Below are 15,966 nucleotides of genomic sequence, written 5' to 3'. Positions count from 1 at the left end.
CAAGAACCGCGCATAGCGCCAACCCGGACCCCCGCAGGCCCGCCGCCGCTGCGCTATGTGAGGGCTACGCAGCGCCGGGCCTGCTCAGCTCAAAGGGGTCAATTTTGAATGCCGATAGGGGGTCAGCTTTGGATGCCGATTGACAGCCTGGAACGCGGTGCCTGCGCCAGCTACGTGCCAGAAGCGACGGCGAGGCGTCATATCCCGCTCCAATTGATGGGCTCGACAAACAGACCAAACCAAACAGACCAGATGCCAAGCCCGACGAAGATCGCGCCCAATAGCCAACGACGCGGTCGCAGCCAATCGGCAAGCCGATCAAGGGGCCTGGCAAGGCTGGGAACAATAGAGAGTGGCAACAACGGGAGCGACAGCGCGAAGGCGAAGACCGCCATCATCACAAACCCGGTCATGGCCGACCCGCTTACAGTTGCGGCACCCATCAATCCAAACAGGATTGGGGCTGCGCAGGCCGGAATGTTAAGTCCGAACGCCAACCCCTGAACGAGCGGGTTGGATGCCGCCTTCCAGCGCTCCGGCGCGAATCCAATGCGGCGGCGCATCGATTTGTCCCACCCCGCGAAGATCGCAAGACCAAGGCCGAGGTAAATTGCACCAAAAATGAGCCACGCGCCAGTCTGTACACCGATAAGGCGTTGGCCCAGCACGACGATCATCCCGCCAAATCCCCCCATCACGACGAGCCTGGCCAGAAGAAAGGTCATCGCCGCGCCGAACCGCTGCCCCATCGGGCGAGACCTCTGGCCTCCCAGAAACAACATGTGAGCGCCGATCGTGCAGGGTTCGATGAAACCGAGCAGGCCAAGGCCAAATGCAAGCAACAGGGCCTGATAGGTGAGATCCATAAATGTCTTTCATTGTATGATAAGTTTGATGATGGGCCTTCCACCAACCATAAGGTCAAGCGCTGTTCTTGATGCCAAGCAGGCATTTGTATTTGACCGCGCGTTCAGTGGGTTCCGCCAACTTTCAAATCAGAGCAGCGAGCCCAAATCCGATCCGACGCTGGGATAGACGGCGGTCATCGACTTGAGCTGCTTTGCGGTCAGTCCCAACTTCATCGCCAAGCCGAAAAAGTTGATCAACTCACCATATTCCGGTCCGAATAGGTGTGCGCCGAGCAACTTGCCGTCCGACCTATCCACCAACACCTTTGCGGCGGCGGATTTTTCTCCAATTCGGTAGTTGGAATACCAGCCGCCCGTATCAGTGAACCGGACATCGACATCATAACCGGCCTCTTTGGCTTCAGCCTCCAACATGCCGACGCGGGCCAGTTCGGGTACCGTAAACACTGCGGTCGGGATGCCGGAATAATCCGGCAAGATCTTCTGATCCTTGAGCATGTTCGAGGCCGCGACCTTACCTTCGATCACGGCAACGGGCGTCAGCGGCATTCCCTTGGTATCGGCGGAATCTCCAGCTGCAAAGACGGCGGCGTTCGTCGTACTTTGCAGATGCGGAGCCACAACGATGCCCTTGTCGCCATACGCGACATCGGCGGCCTCAAGGTTCAGATCGGCAAGAGCGGCGATGCGACCCGCGCCATGCACGACCAGATCGGTCTCAATGGTCGTTGTGTTGTCGCCTGTCTTCACTTCAACGGCAAAACCCGCACCGGAGGTTGTGATCGAGACGATTTCGGTTTCTCGTTGCAGGTCCACACCAACAGCGGCACTGCGCGCGATCAGCATCTCGACCAGATCAGGGTCAAAAGCGTTCAGCGGGCGGGCACCGCGATCTACGATGACAGGCTCGGCCCCAGCACGTGCGGCGATATGCGCAAACTCAAAAGATACGAAGCCGCCACCGACAAACAGGATACGCTTGGGCAAAGCCTCAAGATTGAGAAAATCCGTGCTGTCGATCATCAGATCGGCACCGGCGAAGGTGACAGGTCTCGGGATCGCTCCAGCGGCGATAAGGAAACGTTTCGATTGATAGGACTGCCCGTCAACTTCGAGCGCGTTGGCACCGGTGAACCGCGCGGCACCGTGCAACGTCTCGACGCCGTTTCCGGTCAGACCCTTTTCCATCTTGTCCGGCACCGGATCGGTAAAACCACGTTTGTGAGCCATCAGATCGGACCAGTTGATCTTTAGTCCGCTGGGATCGATCCCTTTGCCGTCCATCAACCGTGCGGCATCGACGATTTCAGCGCCACGCCGCAATATTTTCTTAGGATCGCAACCACGCAAGGCGCAGGTGCCGCCGTAGGGCAGCGCATCCACGATGGCCACGCGCCAGCCTGCCGCACCGCATTTGTTCGCCGCCGCAACCCCGGCCATGCCCGCCCCGATAACGATCAGGTCATACGTCTCACTCATATTTAGATCCTTCTTACGTGTCTTTATCCGGCGCAGCAGCTAAGTTTTGCCACGTCCATATCGAAAGTCTGCGCGGCCAATTTCAGGCCCTCGACCGTCGTCAGATAGGGAAAGATCGTTGCGCCCAAGTCTTTGGTCGTCATGCCGAACTTCAACGCCATGACCAGTGTCTGGATCGTGTCCGATCCTTCGGGTGCGATGATTTGGCCACCAAGCAGTTTGTCGGTTTTCTTATCCGCCACAAGCTTGATCAATCCACGTGTGTCGCGGGCGGCAAGAGCGCGCGGGACCTGATCGAGTGGCACGACCGAAGTCTTCACGTCGAACCCTGCGTCGCGAGCCTGTTGCTCGCTCAGCCCGACCCCGGCAATCTGTGGATCGGAGAACACGACCCAGGGCATGGCAGAATTGTCATAGCGCTGATCATCGCCCAGAACGGCGTTCTTCACAGCCAATTTTGCCCCGTAGGCTGCCATATAGACGAACTGGTCGCGGTCTGTCACGTCGCCCGCCGCATAGATGCCGGGCACCGACGTCTGCATGTCGTCGCCGATGACGATGGACCCGCGCGCGTCGGTTTTCACGCCGACCTCGTCCAAACCCATACTGTCGGTATTGGCACGCCGACCTGCGGTCGAAACAAGATGATCCGCCGTGACCTCGACAGGCTCGCCGCCCTGCATAACCCGCAAGGTCACGCCCGACGCGTCACGTCTGACGTTCTCATAACTCAGGCCGGTCAGCAGGGTGATCCCCTCGGCGGCAAAAGCGTCCGTCAAAGCCCCGGACACTTCCGGTTCGGCACCGGGAAGCAGGTGTGACCGTGTCACCAGCGTGACCTTCACGCCCATCCGGCTCATCATCTGCGCCAGTTCCGCCCCGATGTAGCCCGCCCCGATAAAAATCAGACTTTCCGGCAGGGTTTCAAGCTCCAGCAAGCTGGTGCTATCGAGTGCGCCGACCTCCTCGATTCCGTCAATCGTCGGCAGGACCGGATGACCACCGGTTGCAATGATCATTTTCATTGCGGTCAACGTGCGACCCCCGACGATGACGCCACCCTCGATCAGCCGCGCCGGACCAGTATCGATATAATCGACACCCGCGTATTCCGGCAGCAGGTCTGCGTATTTCTTCTGACGCAAGGTCGCGACCAGATCGTCTTTCGACTCGATCAGCGTGTGCCAGTCATCGAGTTGTGCGTGACCGGACAGGCCAGGAAACCGCTTGGCGGCATGTGCGCCATGGATCGCCTCAGCGGCGCGGATCATTGCCTTGGACGGCACACAGCCGACGTTCACGCAGGTGCCGCCGATGGTGCCATGCCCGACAAGTGCGACACGTTTTCCCGCGTCAGCAGCGGTGATTGAAGCGGAGAAACCCGCCGAGCCTGCGCCGATGACGATAAGGTCGTATCCGCCATTTCCATCATCATTCTTGTTGATATCTTTCATTTCAGCGCGCCTCGTGCAGATCAGAGTTTTTTCGTTTGGCAACGACCAGATAAATGATCGCACCAATGGCTATGAGCGGTGTCAGCATGCCAAGCATTCCGAAGAACATGCCAATCCCTGTGCAAGATCCCATCATCATTGTGTCGCTTCCTTGGATTTCATTTTATTGAGGTAGAAAGCGTAGACGCCGACAGCCACGAAAGCGCCGACCGTAATGCGCAGCGCGAAACGGAACTCGATCCAGATGATGAGGATCGACAGAGCAGCGGCAATCGCCGTCGCCCAGAGTTTCGGGTTCGGCCCCACGCGCCCGGCGCGCAGCCAGAGCGCTTGCGCCACGACGGCAAGGCAAAAGAACAAAAGTGGGAACAGCGCGTAGTCGAGCCAACCGGTCAAAGCCGACAGGCCGACACCGGCCACAACGACGACCAGGAGGGGTGTGAAGCAGCACAGGGCCGCAAAGAGTGCGCCACCCAGCCCCCATTTTAGCAAGCGGTCGGGGTTCTCAATGTTCTGGGTCAAGTAGCGCTCTTTCTTTCTGGAGAATGATTGGAAATCGAGGTGCGGCCATTGGCGGACCGCCGGAATTCACGAACGACAAGGAAGGCGAGCGCCACAACCAGTGCGACGGCTATCCAGCCAAGCCCCGACATCCACGCTGCGAGGCCGCCGAACGCCGCAGCAAGCAGAGCTGTGCCGCCACCGCAGCACACGATCACGACCGGAGTCGCAACTCCGAAACCCAGTAGCCCGCCCATAAGGTTGTCACGCATTGCAAATTTCCCCGTGGTTAGGACGCCGTGTCCGGCAGAGCCTGGGCGGGGTAGCCATTTGCCGCCACTGCATCGATGATGCTGTCCACGCTGGTCTCGGCATCATCGAAGGTGACACTGTAAACGCCCTGTCCATACTCGGGACCGTCAACGAAGTCGTCGATCTGGACCGATGGAACGCCGCGCATCGAACTGGCAACGATGAACGAACAGGAGGGGCAGGTCAGTTCGCCGACTGCAATCTCGACGGTGCGCTCTTCGGCAAAAGCCGCTGGGGCAAACGCAGCAATGGCCAGCGTTGACGATAACAGTACGTGTTTCATGATTTTGTTCCTTGTTTAGAATTTCAGAATGAAGGGCGTGATGTAGGGAAAGGCCATCGCTACCGCGACGATTGCGGCGGCGGCCCAAAGTGTCACCCGCATCACAGTCCGGTTGATTGGCCGGGCACAGGTGCCATCGGCGCAGGCGTCCGTATTCACCGGCTTGTATGCCTTGTAGAACCCGTATCCGAGAAACGCGGCACTTAGCGCGAAAGTGTACCATTTGTAGGCATAGAACGCCCCGAGCTGCGCGATGAAGACGCCAGTCACGCCGAAACTCACCAGCACAAGCGGCAGAATACAGCACGAGGTCATCGCCAACGCACCGAGAACGCCGAAGCCGGTCGCACCCCAGCCTTTCGCGGTGTCATCGCCAACCTGACGCACGTGGCCGGATTTATGGTCTGAAATACTTTGCTCCATCGAATCGCCCTTGTTCTGTTCTTTCCATCGTTCTACGGTCTGTAGTTGATACAGGCTCAAGGGATTTCTGCGGATAATGGATAACAGAAGCGTGAAAGCACTCCGGCGGGTCGATCTAGCACGGGCCACGGGCTGCAATCTCGAAACCATCCGCTACTACGAGACGGTCGGTATCATGCCCGACCCACCGCGCACCGCAAAAGGGTATCGAAGCTATGATGATATTCATGTCAAACGGTTGAAGTTCGTCATGCGGTCCCGCGATCTCGGTTTCTCCCTGGAAGAAATTCGCGGGCTGCTCGGGTTGGTCGATGACCGGTCTCAAACCTGCGCTCAGGTCCAGACCGTTGCTGAGACGCATCTTGAAGATGTGCAGGCGAAAATAGCCGATCTCACGCGGATCGAACGTGTCCTGTCGGAAACCGTCGCTCGATGTACAGGCGACGCCGCACCAGAATGTGCGGTGATTGACGCACTTCTCGAAGGTTAGTCCACCCTGAAAAAAGGGAACAACGGACCTTCGTGCATCGCGCAGCGAAAGCCCGGAAAGTCCGCATCTTACCAGTTCGTACACGATGCAGCGAACGGCAGGTGTACGGATAGGGAGGGACTTCTGAGAATTTCATCGTACCAGCCATATGACACACCAATGTCGCCTCTTTCACTCGGCTCAAGGGTGACGGGAGATAATATCGCAGAACGAGCCCCTTACTGGCAGCCTTAGCGGGGGATTCTGCCCCCTCCGGAATTCGACCCCACTTACCGATCAGGCGCCGCTTCAAGGGACGTCTCGAACCGCTTGTCCGCCGCCACTGCTTCTTTCAAGAGCGCGTCGAAATTGTCAGGTGGATTGCCATCTTCCAGCATCCCTTTGAACGTCGCATAGGCATCCGTCTTGCTGCCGTAGGCGCGCAGGGTCTTGTCGTCATTCACCCATGCCACCACGATGACCTTCGCATCGCTGTTGAAGCGGTAGAACAACCGATACTGCTGGAAGAATTTCGCCCGGAACCAGTGCTTGCGGTGGTCGCCGAGTGTGCCGCCTTGCCGGAAGGCTGCGGCACCCGGATCTGCCGGTATGGCCTCGGTCACCAGCTTGAAGATGGCGGCCAGCCGTTTCGTGGAATTTTTCTTGCGCCAGGTCTTGGGATCGCGTGCCTTACGCGCCTCGACCTCCAGGGTCAGCCCTTCGAGCTGGTCCAGAAAGAGCGGATGCGCATAAATCGACCATCCGTTTACGACAAGGGGCGCTTGGGCGGGCACGCTATCGCCGCTCATTCATCCTCGAGCGATAGCGGCGCATCGAGATCGACGTCAACGTCTCCGACCAGTGCTGCAAGACGGTCATGCAAAGCCCCATCGAACGCCCGAATGCGGTCCGGATGCGCCTTGATATCGGCCTCGACAAAATCGAGAAAGGCTCCGACCACGGGATCTTCCTCGTCGCTGCGCACGGGCTCGATATAGACCCTGCCACTCGGCTCGGTACAGTAGCGAATCTGGTCGCCCTTGCCTAGCTTGAGCTGCTTGCGCACACCCGCCGGCACGGTCGTCTGATACCGATCCGTGAGTTTCGAGACATCTTGTGCGAGCGCTGTCATGGCAGTCTCCTAAAAGAATGGGGATCTTTGCTACCTGCGATAGGTAATGCATTTGCATTGTCTTGTCAAGATTAGACGCAGGATCTGCTGTCGCCGGGCAGGTCGATGAGCTGTCCGGCGCAGCACCTATTCTCGCCCCGCTAGGAACTCCGCCAGCACCGGGCTTGCCGCGCCCTTCGCGGAGCTGAGCAGCTCCGAGCCCGCAAGCGAGGCTTTCGAGAGGCGCACGAGCCCACCGGTTTCCTCGATGCGGTAGCACCGGCGTTTTTGCCGCCCGCGCCTGTAGTGGGTCGCGGTGACGATCTGGCAGGTGCTGCCGTCGGTGAGCGTCACCGGTTTTGCGAGCTTGATCTTGTCACCTTCGTCGTAATCCGGGATCGACGCCCAGTCCCGGCAGCGCTGGCGCCAGTCCTGGGCATAGCTCTCTGGGTCCCTCAATTCCGAGAGCAGCGCCAGAAGGCTGAGCGGAGCGCGCGACTCGTTCGGGCCAGCGCTTTCCTCCATGTCCTTGTAGCCCCAGCAGCCCTCATCGTATCGGGTAAGGAATACGGCGGCGAAAGTGATCGACCCATCCGCATCGGTCACATAGGTCGTGTCCTCGACGTGGGTGCCGTCGAGATTGGTGACCCTTGCCGCCGCATACCAGGTGGAGGCGACCTTGCAGGCCTTGACCAGTTCAGTTTTGCGCGTGTCGCCATGAGAGGTGCAGAGCCGGGCGATTTCCGCTTTCTCATCCGCGTAGGTCTGGACGCGGCCGTCGGTGTAGAAGAGCCATCCCATCTCAGAGTCCTTTCTCTCATTGGGGAAATTGTTGTCGCCAATGTCCCGAGAGGGCCGCAGGCCCGGCAGGGTATTGGCGATGCTTGTTTGAGAAAGGGCGCGTTACGCCACCCTCCGATCATCAATCTCCATCAGCGCATCGAGAGGCACGCGGTAGGGCTGCATGGCGTCGAAATCCTCGCAATTGCCGCAGTTCTGCACGATCGCGAAGGTGTCGCAGGCATCCTTGAGGATGACCCGGAAGGTGCCGCCGAGGCCTGAGGGCACCTCGTAGGTCCCGCCGATGAGATAGTCCGAGGCCCGGCGCACGAAGACGCGGATGCTGTGGCCATCGGTGGCCAGCCGGATCGCCCCCCGCCCCCGGTCGATGAGCACCTGCACATCGTCGAGGATTTCGGTGTAGAATTGGCCGGTCAGATCGCGAAACGCCATGCGACGCTGCGCCATCCAGTCGGTATCCCGAAACGGGTTCATGCCGTCGGCGAAGGCAAAGGAGGGATCGGCCTGCTCGGTGGTGACGATACGGGTGGTCGTGCCATCGATGCCGTTTGAGCGCAGATGCACACCATTGCCGACGATGAGGATCAGGGCGGGCCTGTCCACGGGCCCGTTCCAGTTGGGCAGGAAGGTCTTGCAGGCACGCGCATGTGCGATTTGCGCTGCAACAGCGGACGCAGAGAACTTGAGAATAGCCATGGGGATGTCTTTCCGTTGGGTGTGGGAGGGTCGACCCGCGCGGGTGGCATGATCTACGCGCAGGTCGCGTGATGGCTCAGGCCGCTTGCGCGACCTCGCTCTCAGGCTCGGGGGTTTCCGCAGTGGGCTCCGCCTCGTCAAAGGCGACACCGGCGGTCTGCATCATAGGCGGGCACCAGGCGGCCACGGCAGCGCGCTGCGCGTCCGTGAGCGTCGCGAAGGGCTCGGCGAAGAGCTTGTCGCAGAAGGCGACGATCTCCTTCTTGCTCGACGAGGCCAGCGTCACAGCCTCCTGGGCGAGACCCAGATCCTCGCCGAGGATCTTCAGGAGCCAGGCCTTCTTGAAGCGGTTGAAGAGCGCCGCGTTCGGCGTCCAGTGGGCGCGGATGTCGGGCATGATCTCGATCTCGAAGTCATGCATCAGGCTGTCGCGCGATCGGTCCCGCGCGAAGCCGGACTGCGTGGTGCTGGCCGTGGCATAGGCCACGAGCTTCGCCTTCTCGCCGGCCTGAAGGGCCCGAAACGCCACGAACTGATCGGCGGGCGCGCGGGTGTCATCGAGCCAGGACAGATCAAGCGCATCATGCGCCGCCGCCACCTGCTCGAGCGAGGTCTCGTCAATCTCGTCCATCTTGGCATGGCTGCGGTATTCCTTGCGGGCCTCGACCTTGATCGCCTGCGTGACACTCATTCCGCTGGCCAGAACGTCGCTCACCAGCTTGAAGAGCGTGAGATCGAGCGTGGCCTCCAGATGCAGCGCCATTGCGGCGCCAAGGGCCATGGCCCGCTCGGTCTTGAGGTCCTCTGCCAGCGAGGCCGGGTAGGTGATTTCGCCGGCGTCCGGGGACTCCTCCCCGGTCGGGCCAGCCGAGGAGCCGCGCGCGCCCTCCTCTTTGACGGTGTCTTCCGGGCGGACGAGACCAACATGGAGCGTGATCTGCCCACCCTGCCACGACGCTATCACCCCAGACCGCGCGAGGTCCTCGGTGCTGTAAGCCTCCTGCAGGTCGCGCGCTTCCTCTTCCAAGGCGTCCACGCGCTCGTAAAGGGCATTGTAGGCACCGTCCTCAAGCCCCTCATCCTCCATCTCGAGCTGCAATTTCTCAAGCTCGGCGGTGATCTCATCGATGCGCTTCCGGGCAGCCTCATCCGGCTCGATCAGGCCGGGATAGACGCGGCCGTAGTCGGCCATGGTCGCGTAATCATAGCGGACCATCGCATCGGCCCAGGCAAAGCCCAGCTTTATGCGAGCCCCTTCGGCGGCGGCACCGAGCTTCTCGAGCAGGATGGTTTCGACCAGCGCCGCATCCTCAAGCACGGAATGCTCTTCCAGAAGGTCAGCCGCGACGGCACCGCCACGCGCCTCGTAGTCTTCGCGCACGAAAGCCCCGATATCATCGCTGACCTGCACGCCGCGGGATTTGAGGGCCTGACGGACGGTATAGGCCTGCAGATAGCCGCCGTCCTTCGTGAGCGCCTCGAAAACCTCGCGCTGCGCCTCCTGGCTCGGATGCTCGGCGAAGGCCTTCATCGTGTCGAGCGTGATCACCTTGCCCCGGGCCGCGGCGCGGATGTCGGGGTGGATAAGGCCATAGCGCAACCGGCCTTTCACGGCGGCCACCGTGGTGCCGAAGGTCTTTGCGATCGTCTCGGGCGTCTGGCCGTCGACCTCCATCATCCGCGCGAAAGCCTCGAACTCGTCGATGGCATTCATCGGCGCCTGGGTGATGTTCTCGGCGAGCGACAGCGCCGTGGTCGCATCGAAGTCCTCAGGGACAAGGCGGCAGTCGACCTTGGTTTTCGCGGTAAACCCCTTGGTGGCCTTGTCGGCGATCAGTTCCTTAAGCGCGGCATGGCGCCGGCCACCGGCGAGGACAGCATATTTGCCGTCAAGCTTCTGGACCAGGAGCGGCTGGAGCAGGCCCAGCACAGCGATGCTGGCCTTCAGATGCGCTATGTTCTCGGGATCATAAGTTTCCGGCGAGTTGCTGCGCACATTGGCGGGATGCGGGACCAGATCGCCGATGGCGACGGTGAGAGGGGCAAAGCTTGTGGTCATGGGATATCCTTCCAGGTGGGTGAGGTGTGGCCCGCGCCTTCACGCGCGTAACCAATCCCCGGCTTCAGGGATCACCACGACAAAAGGCCCACTTTCCCTTTGAGGGGTCAGTGGGCCTTGAGTTTTCAGATCGACACTTTGGGAAGCCCTCCTGCCCTACCAGTCGCGCGCCAGCATGATGGTCAGCACGCGCATGGTGGTGGCAGGATTGTCCGGGATCTCGGCCCCGTAGCGGAAATCCGAGTCTGCTTCATAGAGATCAATCTTCCAGAACACGGTCTCGCCCCGGATCTCGACCGCCCCGAAATCGTGCCATCCTTCGGGATCATTCTCAGGCTCGAATGTATCAAACGCACCGGTGGCCTTCACCGCCTCGGCCAGGAAGCCATCGCCGGCCTCCATGAGCGAGCGGGTGACATGCATGCGGCCTTGGATGGGCTGCGCGGGCGGCACTCCAAGGCACGCGAGCTTGCGAAACGCGTCATTTTGCGCCGCGATCACACTCGGATCCGGACGGTCTGGCTGGGGTTGAACGGTCATGGACAAGGGAATCTCCTTTGAGAAGTTGAAACACCCTTCTCAACGCGCGCTTTTTCTTTTCCGCTTGGCGGAGGAACCCGGTCCAAACCTGCCCGAACCAAACAGTTCCAATAGTCCGCTCTGCGGACGAAGCTGACTTTAACTCCGCGAAGATCAATGGCCGCATTTAATGGGGGCATATTTAGAGAAAGCACCTCGGGTGGGAACTGGGCCTCCGAGTCGAAAGTCACTTTCCCTTTTGGTCCATTTAAAGTCCCCCCTTCGGGGAACCATTTCAATCGGCAGGACTTCATCCCAACGACAGAACAGCCCAAGAATTTGAAAAAGGAGGGCGTCAAAATTTCTTGGCGCAATGAGCCCCACTGGCAGTGAAGGTTAGGACAGTAGTCGACAAACCGAGACCAGCGCGTCTTAATGATGCTGTAGGGAGAGCAAAATGACACCAAAGGCATCGCATGCTGATATTGTGATGGAGGCAACGCAGTCGACATCGGCTGCGGCAAAGTCGCGGGTTGCTGCGAGTTGGCACCGTTCTGTCATTAAGCATGGACTGGACCCTGATGAGCATCGGGCACCTGACCGAATAGAGCAAAAAAGTCTGCAATTCAGGATGGAGACGCTCGAAAAATTCATGACCGTCGCGAGCCCGCGTTTGGACGCGCTTTTCTCTCTGGTCGGGCAATCGGGTTGCGCGGTTTTCCTGACCGATACAGATGGCATCATCCTAGATCAACGTCTCTCTGATGCTGACGCTATGGCATTTGAAGGTTGGGGCCTCACAACCGGTGCCGACTGGAGTGAACAGAAAGAAGGCACGAACGGCATTGGGACCTGTCTGACCGAGCAACGTCATGTAATCATTCATCAAGACGAGCATTTCTATACGCGCAACACAGGCATGAGTTGCATCGACGCGCCGATCTACGGCAGCAACGGTCAACTTGTGGCGGCGCTTGATTTATCATCCGCGCGTGCAGATCAAACGGAGGCCTTCAATCGCCTGATCGCGGCCCAAGTGGCCCAAACCGCACGCGCGATTGAAGCCGCGAATTTCAGGGCCGCCTTTTCATCCGCGCGGATCATTGTGGCCGAGAGCGACGACGCCTCAACGCTACTTGCCATTGACGAAAGTGATTTGGTGATAGGGGCCACCCGCGAGGCCCGCCGTGTCTTTGGGCTGCAACGGACGGGTGATTTAGTCGCGCGCCCTGCAACAGACATACTGGGACGTGAAGATGGCCCTACAGGATTTGAGAAGGCCGAAAAGGCCGCTGTGATTCGTGCGTTGGCACGGGCCGGAAACAACGTATCGCAGGCCGCGCGCCAGCTTGGGATCGGTCGTGCGACGCTTTATCGGCGGATGAAGCGGCTTGGACTTGAAGATAGTTAGGGGAAACTGTCTCATTGGTGAGACACCTTTAATCCCGCGACACCTTCCTGCCACAAGACGTGGCGCACGACGCAAGTCACACTCTTTGTAATCCGGGAGGAGAAGCCGGATAACAATGGAGGATTTCAAATGAACGATATGACCCACACCGAGGCAGGCACATATGTGTCGCCGTTTAAGCTGCGCTACGACAACTATATCGGCGGCGCGTTTGTGCCACCCGTCAATGGCAAATACTTCGAAAACGTGACGCCCATTACCGGTGGCTTGATCAACGAATGCGCCCGCTCTGACGCGGCGGATATTGAGCTCGCACTTGATGCAGCCCACGCTGCCAAAGACGCTTGGGGCAAAACATCTGCCACGCATCGCGCGAATATTTTGCTTAAAATTGCGGACCGGATCGAAGAGAACCTAGAACTCTTGGCCACTGCCGAAACATGGGACAACGGCAAGCCGATCCGCGAAACGATGAACGCAGACGTGCCACTTTGCGCCGACCACTTCCGCTATTTTGCAGGTGTTTTGCGCGCGCAAGAAGGCAACATGAGCGAGATCGACAACGACACCGTCGCCTATCACTACCACGAGCCCTTGGGCGTTGTCGGCCAGATCATTCCTTGGAACTTTTCTTTGCTGATGGCGGCATGGAAACTGGCCCCTGCTTTGGCTGCGGGCAACTGCGTCGTAATGAAACCAGCCGAACAAACGCCTGCCGCGATCATGGTCTTTGCAGAACTAATCAACGATTTGTTGCCAGCCGGCACATTAAATATCGTCAACGGCTTTGGCGGAGAAGTCGGCGCAGCACTTGCCAGTTCCTCGCGCATTGCAAAAATCGCCTTCACTGGGTCCACCGTCACGGGACGCAAAATCATGGAAGCGGCGACCAAGAACCTGATCCCCGTCACGCTTGAACTGGGTGGCAAGTCGCCAAACATCTTCTTTTCTGACGTGATGGCAAAGGATGATGCGTTCTTGGACAAGGCCGTCGAAGGCTTCGTTCTGTTCGCCTTCAACCAAGGCGAAGTCTGCACCTGCCCTTCACGTGCGCTGATCCAAGAGGACATCTACGAAGAGTTCATCGCGCGCTGCATCAAACGCGTCGCTGCGATCAAGCACGGCGACCCTCGCGACCCCGAGACCATGGTCGGTGCACAAGTCAGCAAGGCCCAACACGACAAGATCATGGGCTATTTCACGATCGGTCGCGAAGAAGGCGCCGAAGTGCTGGCTGGTGGTGGTTCAGCGCGGTTCAACGGTGAATTGTCAGGCGGGAACTACATCCAACCGACGATCCTCAAGGGTCACAACAAGATGCGGGTTTTCCAAGAGGAAATTTTTGGGCCCGTCGTGTCGGTAACGACGTTCAAGGATGAAGCCGAAGCTTTGGAAATCGCGAACGACACGATGTATGGCCTCGGCGCTGGCGTTTGGTCGCGTGACATGAACACCTGCTACCGCTTTGGGCGTGCCATCGAGGCTGGCCGCGTGTGGGTGAACAACTATCACGCCTATCCAGCCCACGCAGCGTTTGGCGGCTATAAGCAATCGGGCATTGGCCGTGAAAACCACAAGATGATGCTGGACCACTACCAGCAAACCAAGAACTTGTTGGTGAGTTATAGCCCCAATAAGTTGGGCTTCTTCTAAATACTTCGAAAGGCGGCCTTTGCAAATACATGCAAAGGCCGCATCGCAGACCTCGTCAGTTCAAGCTTTGTAGCTATTCCATGAATTCCAATTGAAAACCTTGCTCTGGCAGCGTGTCAGTCATTCAAGGTATTTCTGTTAACCTAATTGACCGCTCTACCTACCGATCGAGAAACGCTCTCAGAATTTAGTCTATTGCTCCGCTTTGGGCTGGAATTTCGGGGCACGATTTCCTTGTTTCCCTTATTAAGATTTAAGCCGCTCCTCAGGTGTTCGGTTCATTCGGCACATTTCATAACCTTTAACCTAGGTTCACTCGAAGTCGGAAATTGCAACTGCTACTTTCAGTTTTCCGATTGCGGACATTCGCGGCAATGCAGAAAATCGGTAAAGAGGGCTCGAAGCTGCCATTTTCTGCGTTGCGGAAGAGCATAGGTCATGCTGCCTCAGCGCCCTCCCCTGCCCTGCACGCCTCCGATCTGGCGATCAGATAGTCGCAGGCCCGCTGCGCGTCCGCGGCGTGCCGGAAGATTGCGCCCTTGTCCGACCGAAGAACGCGCAACCAGTTGTGGAGGTAGGCGGCATTCATCTCGAGCGTATGCGCGGTAAAGCCCAGCGTCTGACCCAGGAACACCGAGGTCAATTCCGCGACGATCTCCTCGCGAGCATAGGACGTGTTGCCAAACTTCGAGAACCCGAAATCGCGGTTCAGCCGATGGGGGGCTTTTGTGGCATGGGCCAGCTCATGGGCCCAGACCCCGTAGAAATTGCGCGGGTCCTGAAACCGCGTGATGGACGGCATGTAGACCTTGTCCACGGGGGGCAAATAGTACGCCTCCGTGCCCGTGAAGACGGTTGTGATGTCGATGGCATCGAAAAACGCTTGCATGTGCGGGATGGGCTCGGACGGCGGATGCTCGGGCACGGGCTCCGGGTCAGGGTAGAAACTGTCGGGCAAGCCCTCGATCTGGCAGGCATTGAACACGCGGTAGGATTTCTGGAAGCGGAAGATGCGGGCTTCCTCGGAGTGATCATCCCCGCTGCTACGGTCGTCCTCGCCATCGGCGTCTTTCCGGCTTTGGCCGTAGTAGACAACGACAGAGGACTTCTCGCCTTTGCGCACCTTCGCGTCCAAGGCATTGGCCTGAGGCAGCGTCATCCAGAAGGGCGAGCTGTGGCCCGCCATCACGGTGCGCATCGTCAGCAGGAAGTTGTTGACCCCCTGGTAGGGCTCACCCCCCACGCGCAGGGGGCGAGAGCTGCCGCCTGCGGTCCAGGGCTTTCGCCAGGGCAGGACGCCGCGCTCAATGATACGGATGATTTCGTTTGTGATGACCTCTGAGGCATCGAATTTGGGCGTACGGGATCGGGCCATGGCTGGCCTCCTTTTCGAGTTTTGGTGAGAGGGAGTGGTGACTAGGTTGACCGACAGGGGCGCGGATCGTTGGCGATCCTGCCACCGAGGGCTTCGACCATGTCGATGTAGGTGGTCAGCGACACGGACTTGCCGGGACCCGAAGAGTCAGGGTCGACCGATCCGTCCCGCGTCACCCGCGGCAGGTTCGCGAAGGCGATGACATCGGTGACGAGTTGGATATCGATGAACGGCGTGCCACGTGCGACCGCAAGAGTGGCCAAGGGAAAGCGCTCGATCGGCGCGAAGGTCGACACGGTGGTCCAACCGAGATGGAGGAATGTCCCACCCTCCCCGCAGATCACATGCGCGTTTGGCAATGACGCCGCCTGCTTCAGATAGCCGAGATCACGCAGGACGGTCTGGCGTTCGAGCCGCTGTGCCAGCGCCCTCTGGCCAGTTCGGCGCAGCTCTCTATGCCGCCACCAGGAGGCGGCGGTTGCGCGGAGCACGCGCAAGACACCTGATTGCATAGGAATGCCCTTCATCCGGAACGGCAGACCGGAACCCGG

The 15,966-nt window shown here is 59.3% G+C and carries 18 protein-coding genes; 3 read left to right on the top strand and 15 right to left on the bottom strand.

The window, feature by feature from the left end:
- Positions 1–197: 197 nt before the first annotated feature.
- From FLO80_RS18260 to FLO80_RS18230, 7 genes are all read right to left on the bottom strand, one after another.
- The gene (locus tag FLO80_RS18260; protein WP_037275588.1) at positions 198–866 is read right to left on the bottom strand and encodes a cytochrome c biogenesis protein CcdA; all 669 of its coding nucleotides are present in this window, start codon (positions 864–866) and stop codon (positions 198–200) included.
- A 129-nt stretch (positions 867–995) separates the two neighbouring features.
- Complete coding sequence (locus tag FLO80_RS18255; protein WP_037275590.1) at positions 996–2,348, bottom strand: dihydrolipoyl dehydrogenase family protein; 1,353 nt, start codon at positions 2,346–2,348, stop codon at positions 996–998.
- A gap of 23 nt (positions 2,349–2,371) precedes the next feature.
- On the bottom strand, positions 2,372–3,802 hold the full coding sequence (merA, locus tag FLO80_RS18250; protein WP_037275592.1) for a mercury(II) reductase: 1,431 nt from the start codon (positions 3,800–3,802) through the stop codon (positions 2,372–2,374).
- A 135-nt stretch (positions 3,803–3,937) separates the two neighbouring features.
- Complete coding sequence (gene merF / locus FLO80_RS18245; RefSeq protein ID WP_037275593.1) at positions 3,938–4,324, bottom strand: mercury resistance system transport protein MerF; 387 nt, start codon at positions 4,322–4,324, stop codon at positions 3,938–3,940.
- Positions 4,321–4,575 (bottom strand): hypothetical protein, encoded by a 255-nt coding sequence (locus FLO80_RS18240; RefSeq protein WP_045685387.1) that lies wholly within the window; start codon positions 4,573–4,575, stop codon positions 4,321–4,323. The genes merF and FLO80_RS18240 overlap by 4 nt, the downstream gene beginning before the upstream one ends.
- 17 nt (positions 4,576–4,592) lie before the next feature.
- Positions 4,593–4,898 (bottom strand): heavy-metal-associated domain-containing protein, encoded by a 306-nt coding sequence (locus FLO80_RS18235; protein ID WP_037275594.1) that lies wholly within the window; start codon positions 4,896–4,898, stop codon positions 4,593–4,595.
- A 15-nt stretch (positions 4,899–4,913) separates the two neighbouring features.
- Positions 4,914–5,321: a mercuric transporter MerT family protein gene (locus tag FLO80_RS18230; protein WP_052115434.1), complete on the bottom strand. Its 408-nt coding sequence runs from the start codon at positions 5,319–5,321 to the stop codon at positions 4,914–4,916.
- 76 nt (positions 5,322–5,397) lie between these two features.
- On the opposite strand from FLO80_RS18230, the gene FLO80_RS18225 reads away from it, so the two are divergent.
- Positions 5,398–5,811: a MerR family transcriptional regulator gene (locus FLO80_RS18225; protein ID WP_172794922.1), complete on the top strand. Its 414-nt coding sequence runs from the start codon at positions 5,398–5,400 to the stop codon at positions 5,809–5,811.
- A 269-nt stretch (positions 5,812–6,080) separates the two neighbouring features.
- Here the strand turns inward: FLO80_RS18225 and FLO80_RS18220 are convergent, their stop codons facing one another.
- The 6 genes from FLO80_RS18220 to FLO80_RS18195 form a co-directional block, all read right to left on the bottom strand.
- A complete protein-coding gene (locus FLO80_RS18220; protein WP_045685393.1) occupies positions 6,081–6,599 on the bottom strand; it encodes a type II toxin-antitoxin system YhaV family toxin in 519 nt (172 codons plus the stop codon).
- Positions 6,596–6,922, bottom strand: coding sequence for a type II toxin-antitoxin system PrlF family antitoxin (locus tag FLO80_RS18215; RefSeq protein WP_044352810.1), 327 nt, complete (start codon positions 6,920–6,922; stop codon positions 6,596–6,598). The genes FLO80_RS18220 and FLO80_RS18215 overlap by 4 nt, the downstream gene beginning before the upstream one ends.
- Before the next feature lie 126 nt (positions 6,923–7,048).
- Positions 7,049–7,702, bottom strand: a complete 654-nt coding sequence (locus tag FLO80_RS18210) for a DUF6927 domain-containing protein (RefSeq protein ID WP_111368847.1) — start codon at positions 7,700–7,702, stop codon at positions 7,049–7,051.
- A 102-nt stretch (positions 7,703–7,804) separates the two neighbouring features.
- Positions 7,805–8,398, bottom strand: a complete 594-nt coding sequence (locus FLO80_RS18205; protein ID WP_111368845.1) for a regulator — start codon at positions 8,396–8,398, stop codon at positions 7,805–7,807.
- A gap of 76 nt (positions 8,399–8,474) precedes the next feature.
- Positions 8,475–10,457, bottom strand: a complete 1,983-nt coding sequence (locus tag FLO80_RS18200) for a ParB/RepB/Spo0J family partition protein (protein ID WP_111368843.1) — start codon at positions 10,455–10,457, stop codon at positions 8,475–8,477.
- 156 nt (positions 10,458–10,613) lie between these two features.
- The gene (locus FLO80_RS18195) at positions 10,614–11,003 is read right to left on the bottom strand and encodes a DUF3768 domain-containing protein (protein ID WP_111368840.1); all 390 of its coding nucleotides are present in this window, start codon (positions 11,001–11,003) and stop codon (positions 10,614–10,616) included.
- Positions 11,004–11,433: 430 nt separating this feature from the next.
- On the opposite strand from FLO80_RS18195, the gene FLO80_RS18190 reads away from it, so the two are divergent.
- A complete protein-coding gene (locus FLO80_RS18190) occupies positions 11,434–12,387 on the top strand; it encodes a GAF domain-containing protein (protein WP_111368838.1) in 954 nt (317 codons plus the stop codon).
- A gap of 129 nt (positions 12,388–12,516) precedes the next feature.
- Entirely contained in the window at positions 12,517–14,040 is a 1,524-nt protein-coding gene (gene adh / locus FLO80_RS18185; protein ID WP_054540808.1) for an aldehyde dehydrogenase, read from the top strand.
- Positions 14,041–14,476: 436 nt separating this feature from the next.
- Here the strand turns inward: adh and FLO80_RS18180 are convergent, their stop codons facing one another.
- Positions 14,477–15,415: an ArdC family protein gene (locus FLO80_RS18180; protein WP_064260190.1), complete on the bottom strand. Its 939-nt coding sequence runs from the start codon at positions 15,413–15,415 to the stop codon at positions 14,477–14,479.
- A 41-nt stretch (positions 15,416–15,456) separates the two neighbouring features.
- The gene (locus FLO80_RS18175; protein WP_111368835.1) at positions 15,457–15,942 is read right to left on the bottom strand and encodes a hypothetical protein; all 486 of its coding nucleotides are present in this window, start codon (positions 15,940–15,942) and stop codon (positions 15,457–15,459) included.
- Positions 15,943–15,966 lie beyond the last annotated feature (24 nt).

Source organism: Aquicoccus porphyridii, assembly GCF_008369105.1.
GTDB classification, from domain to species: domain Bacteria; phylum Pseudomonadota; class Alphaproteobacteria; order Rhodobacterales; family Rhodobacteraceae; genus Aquicoccus; species Aquicoccus porphyridii.
This window is presented reverse-complemented; position numbering and strand designations above follow the sequence as displayed.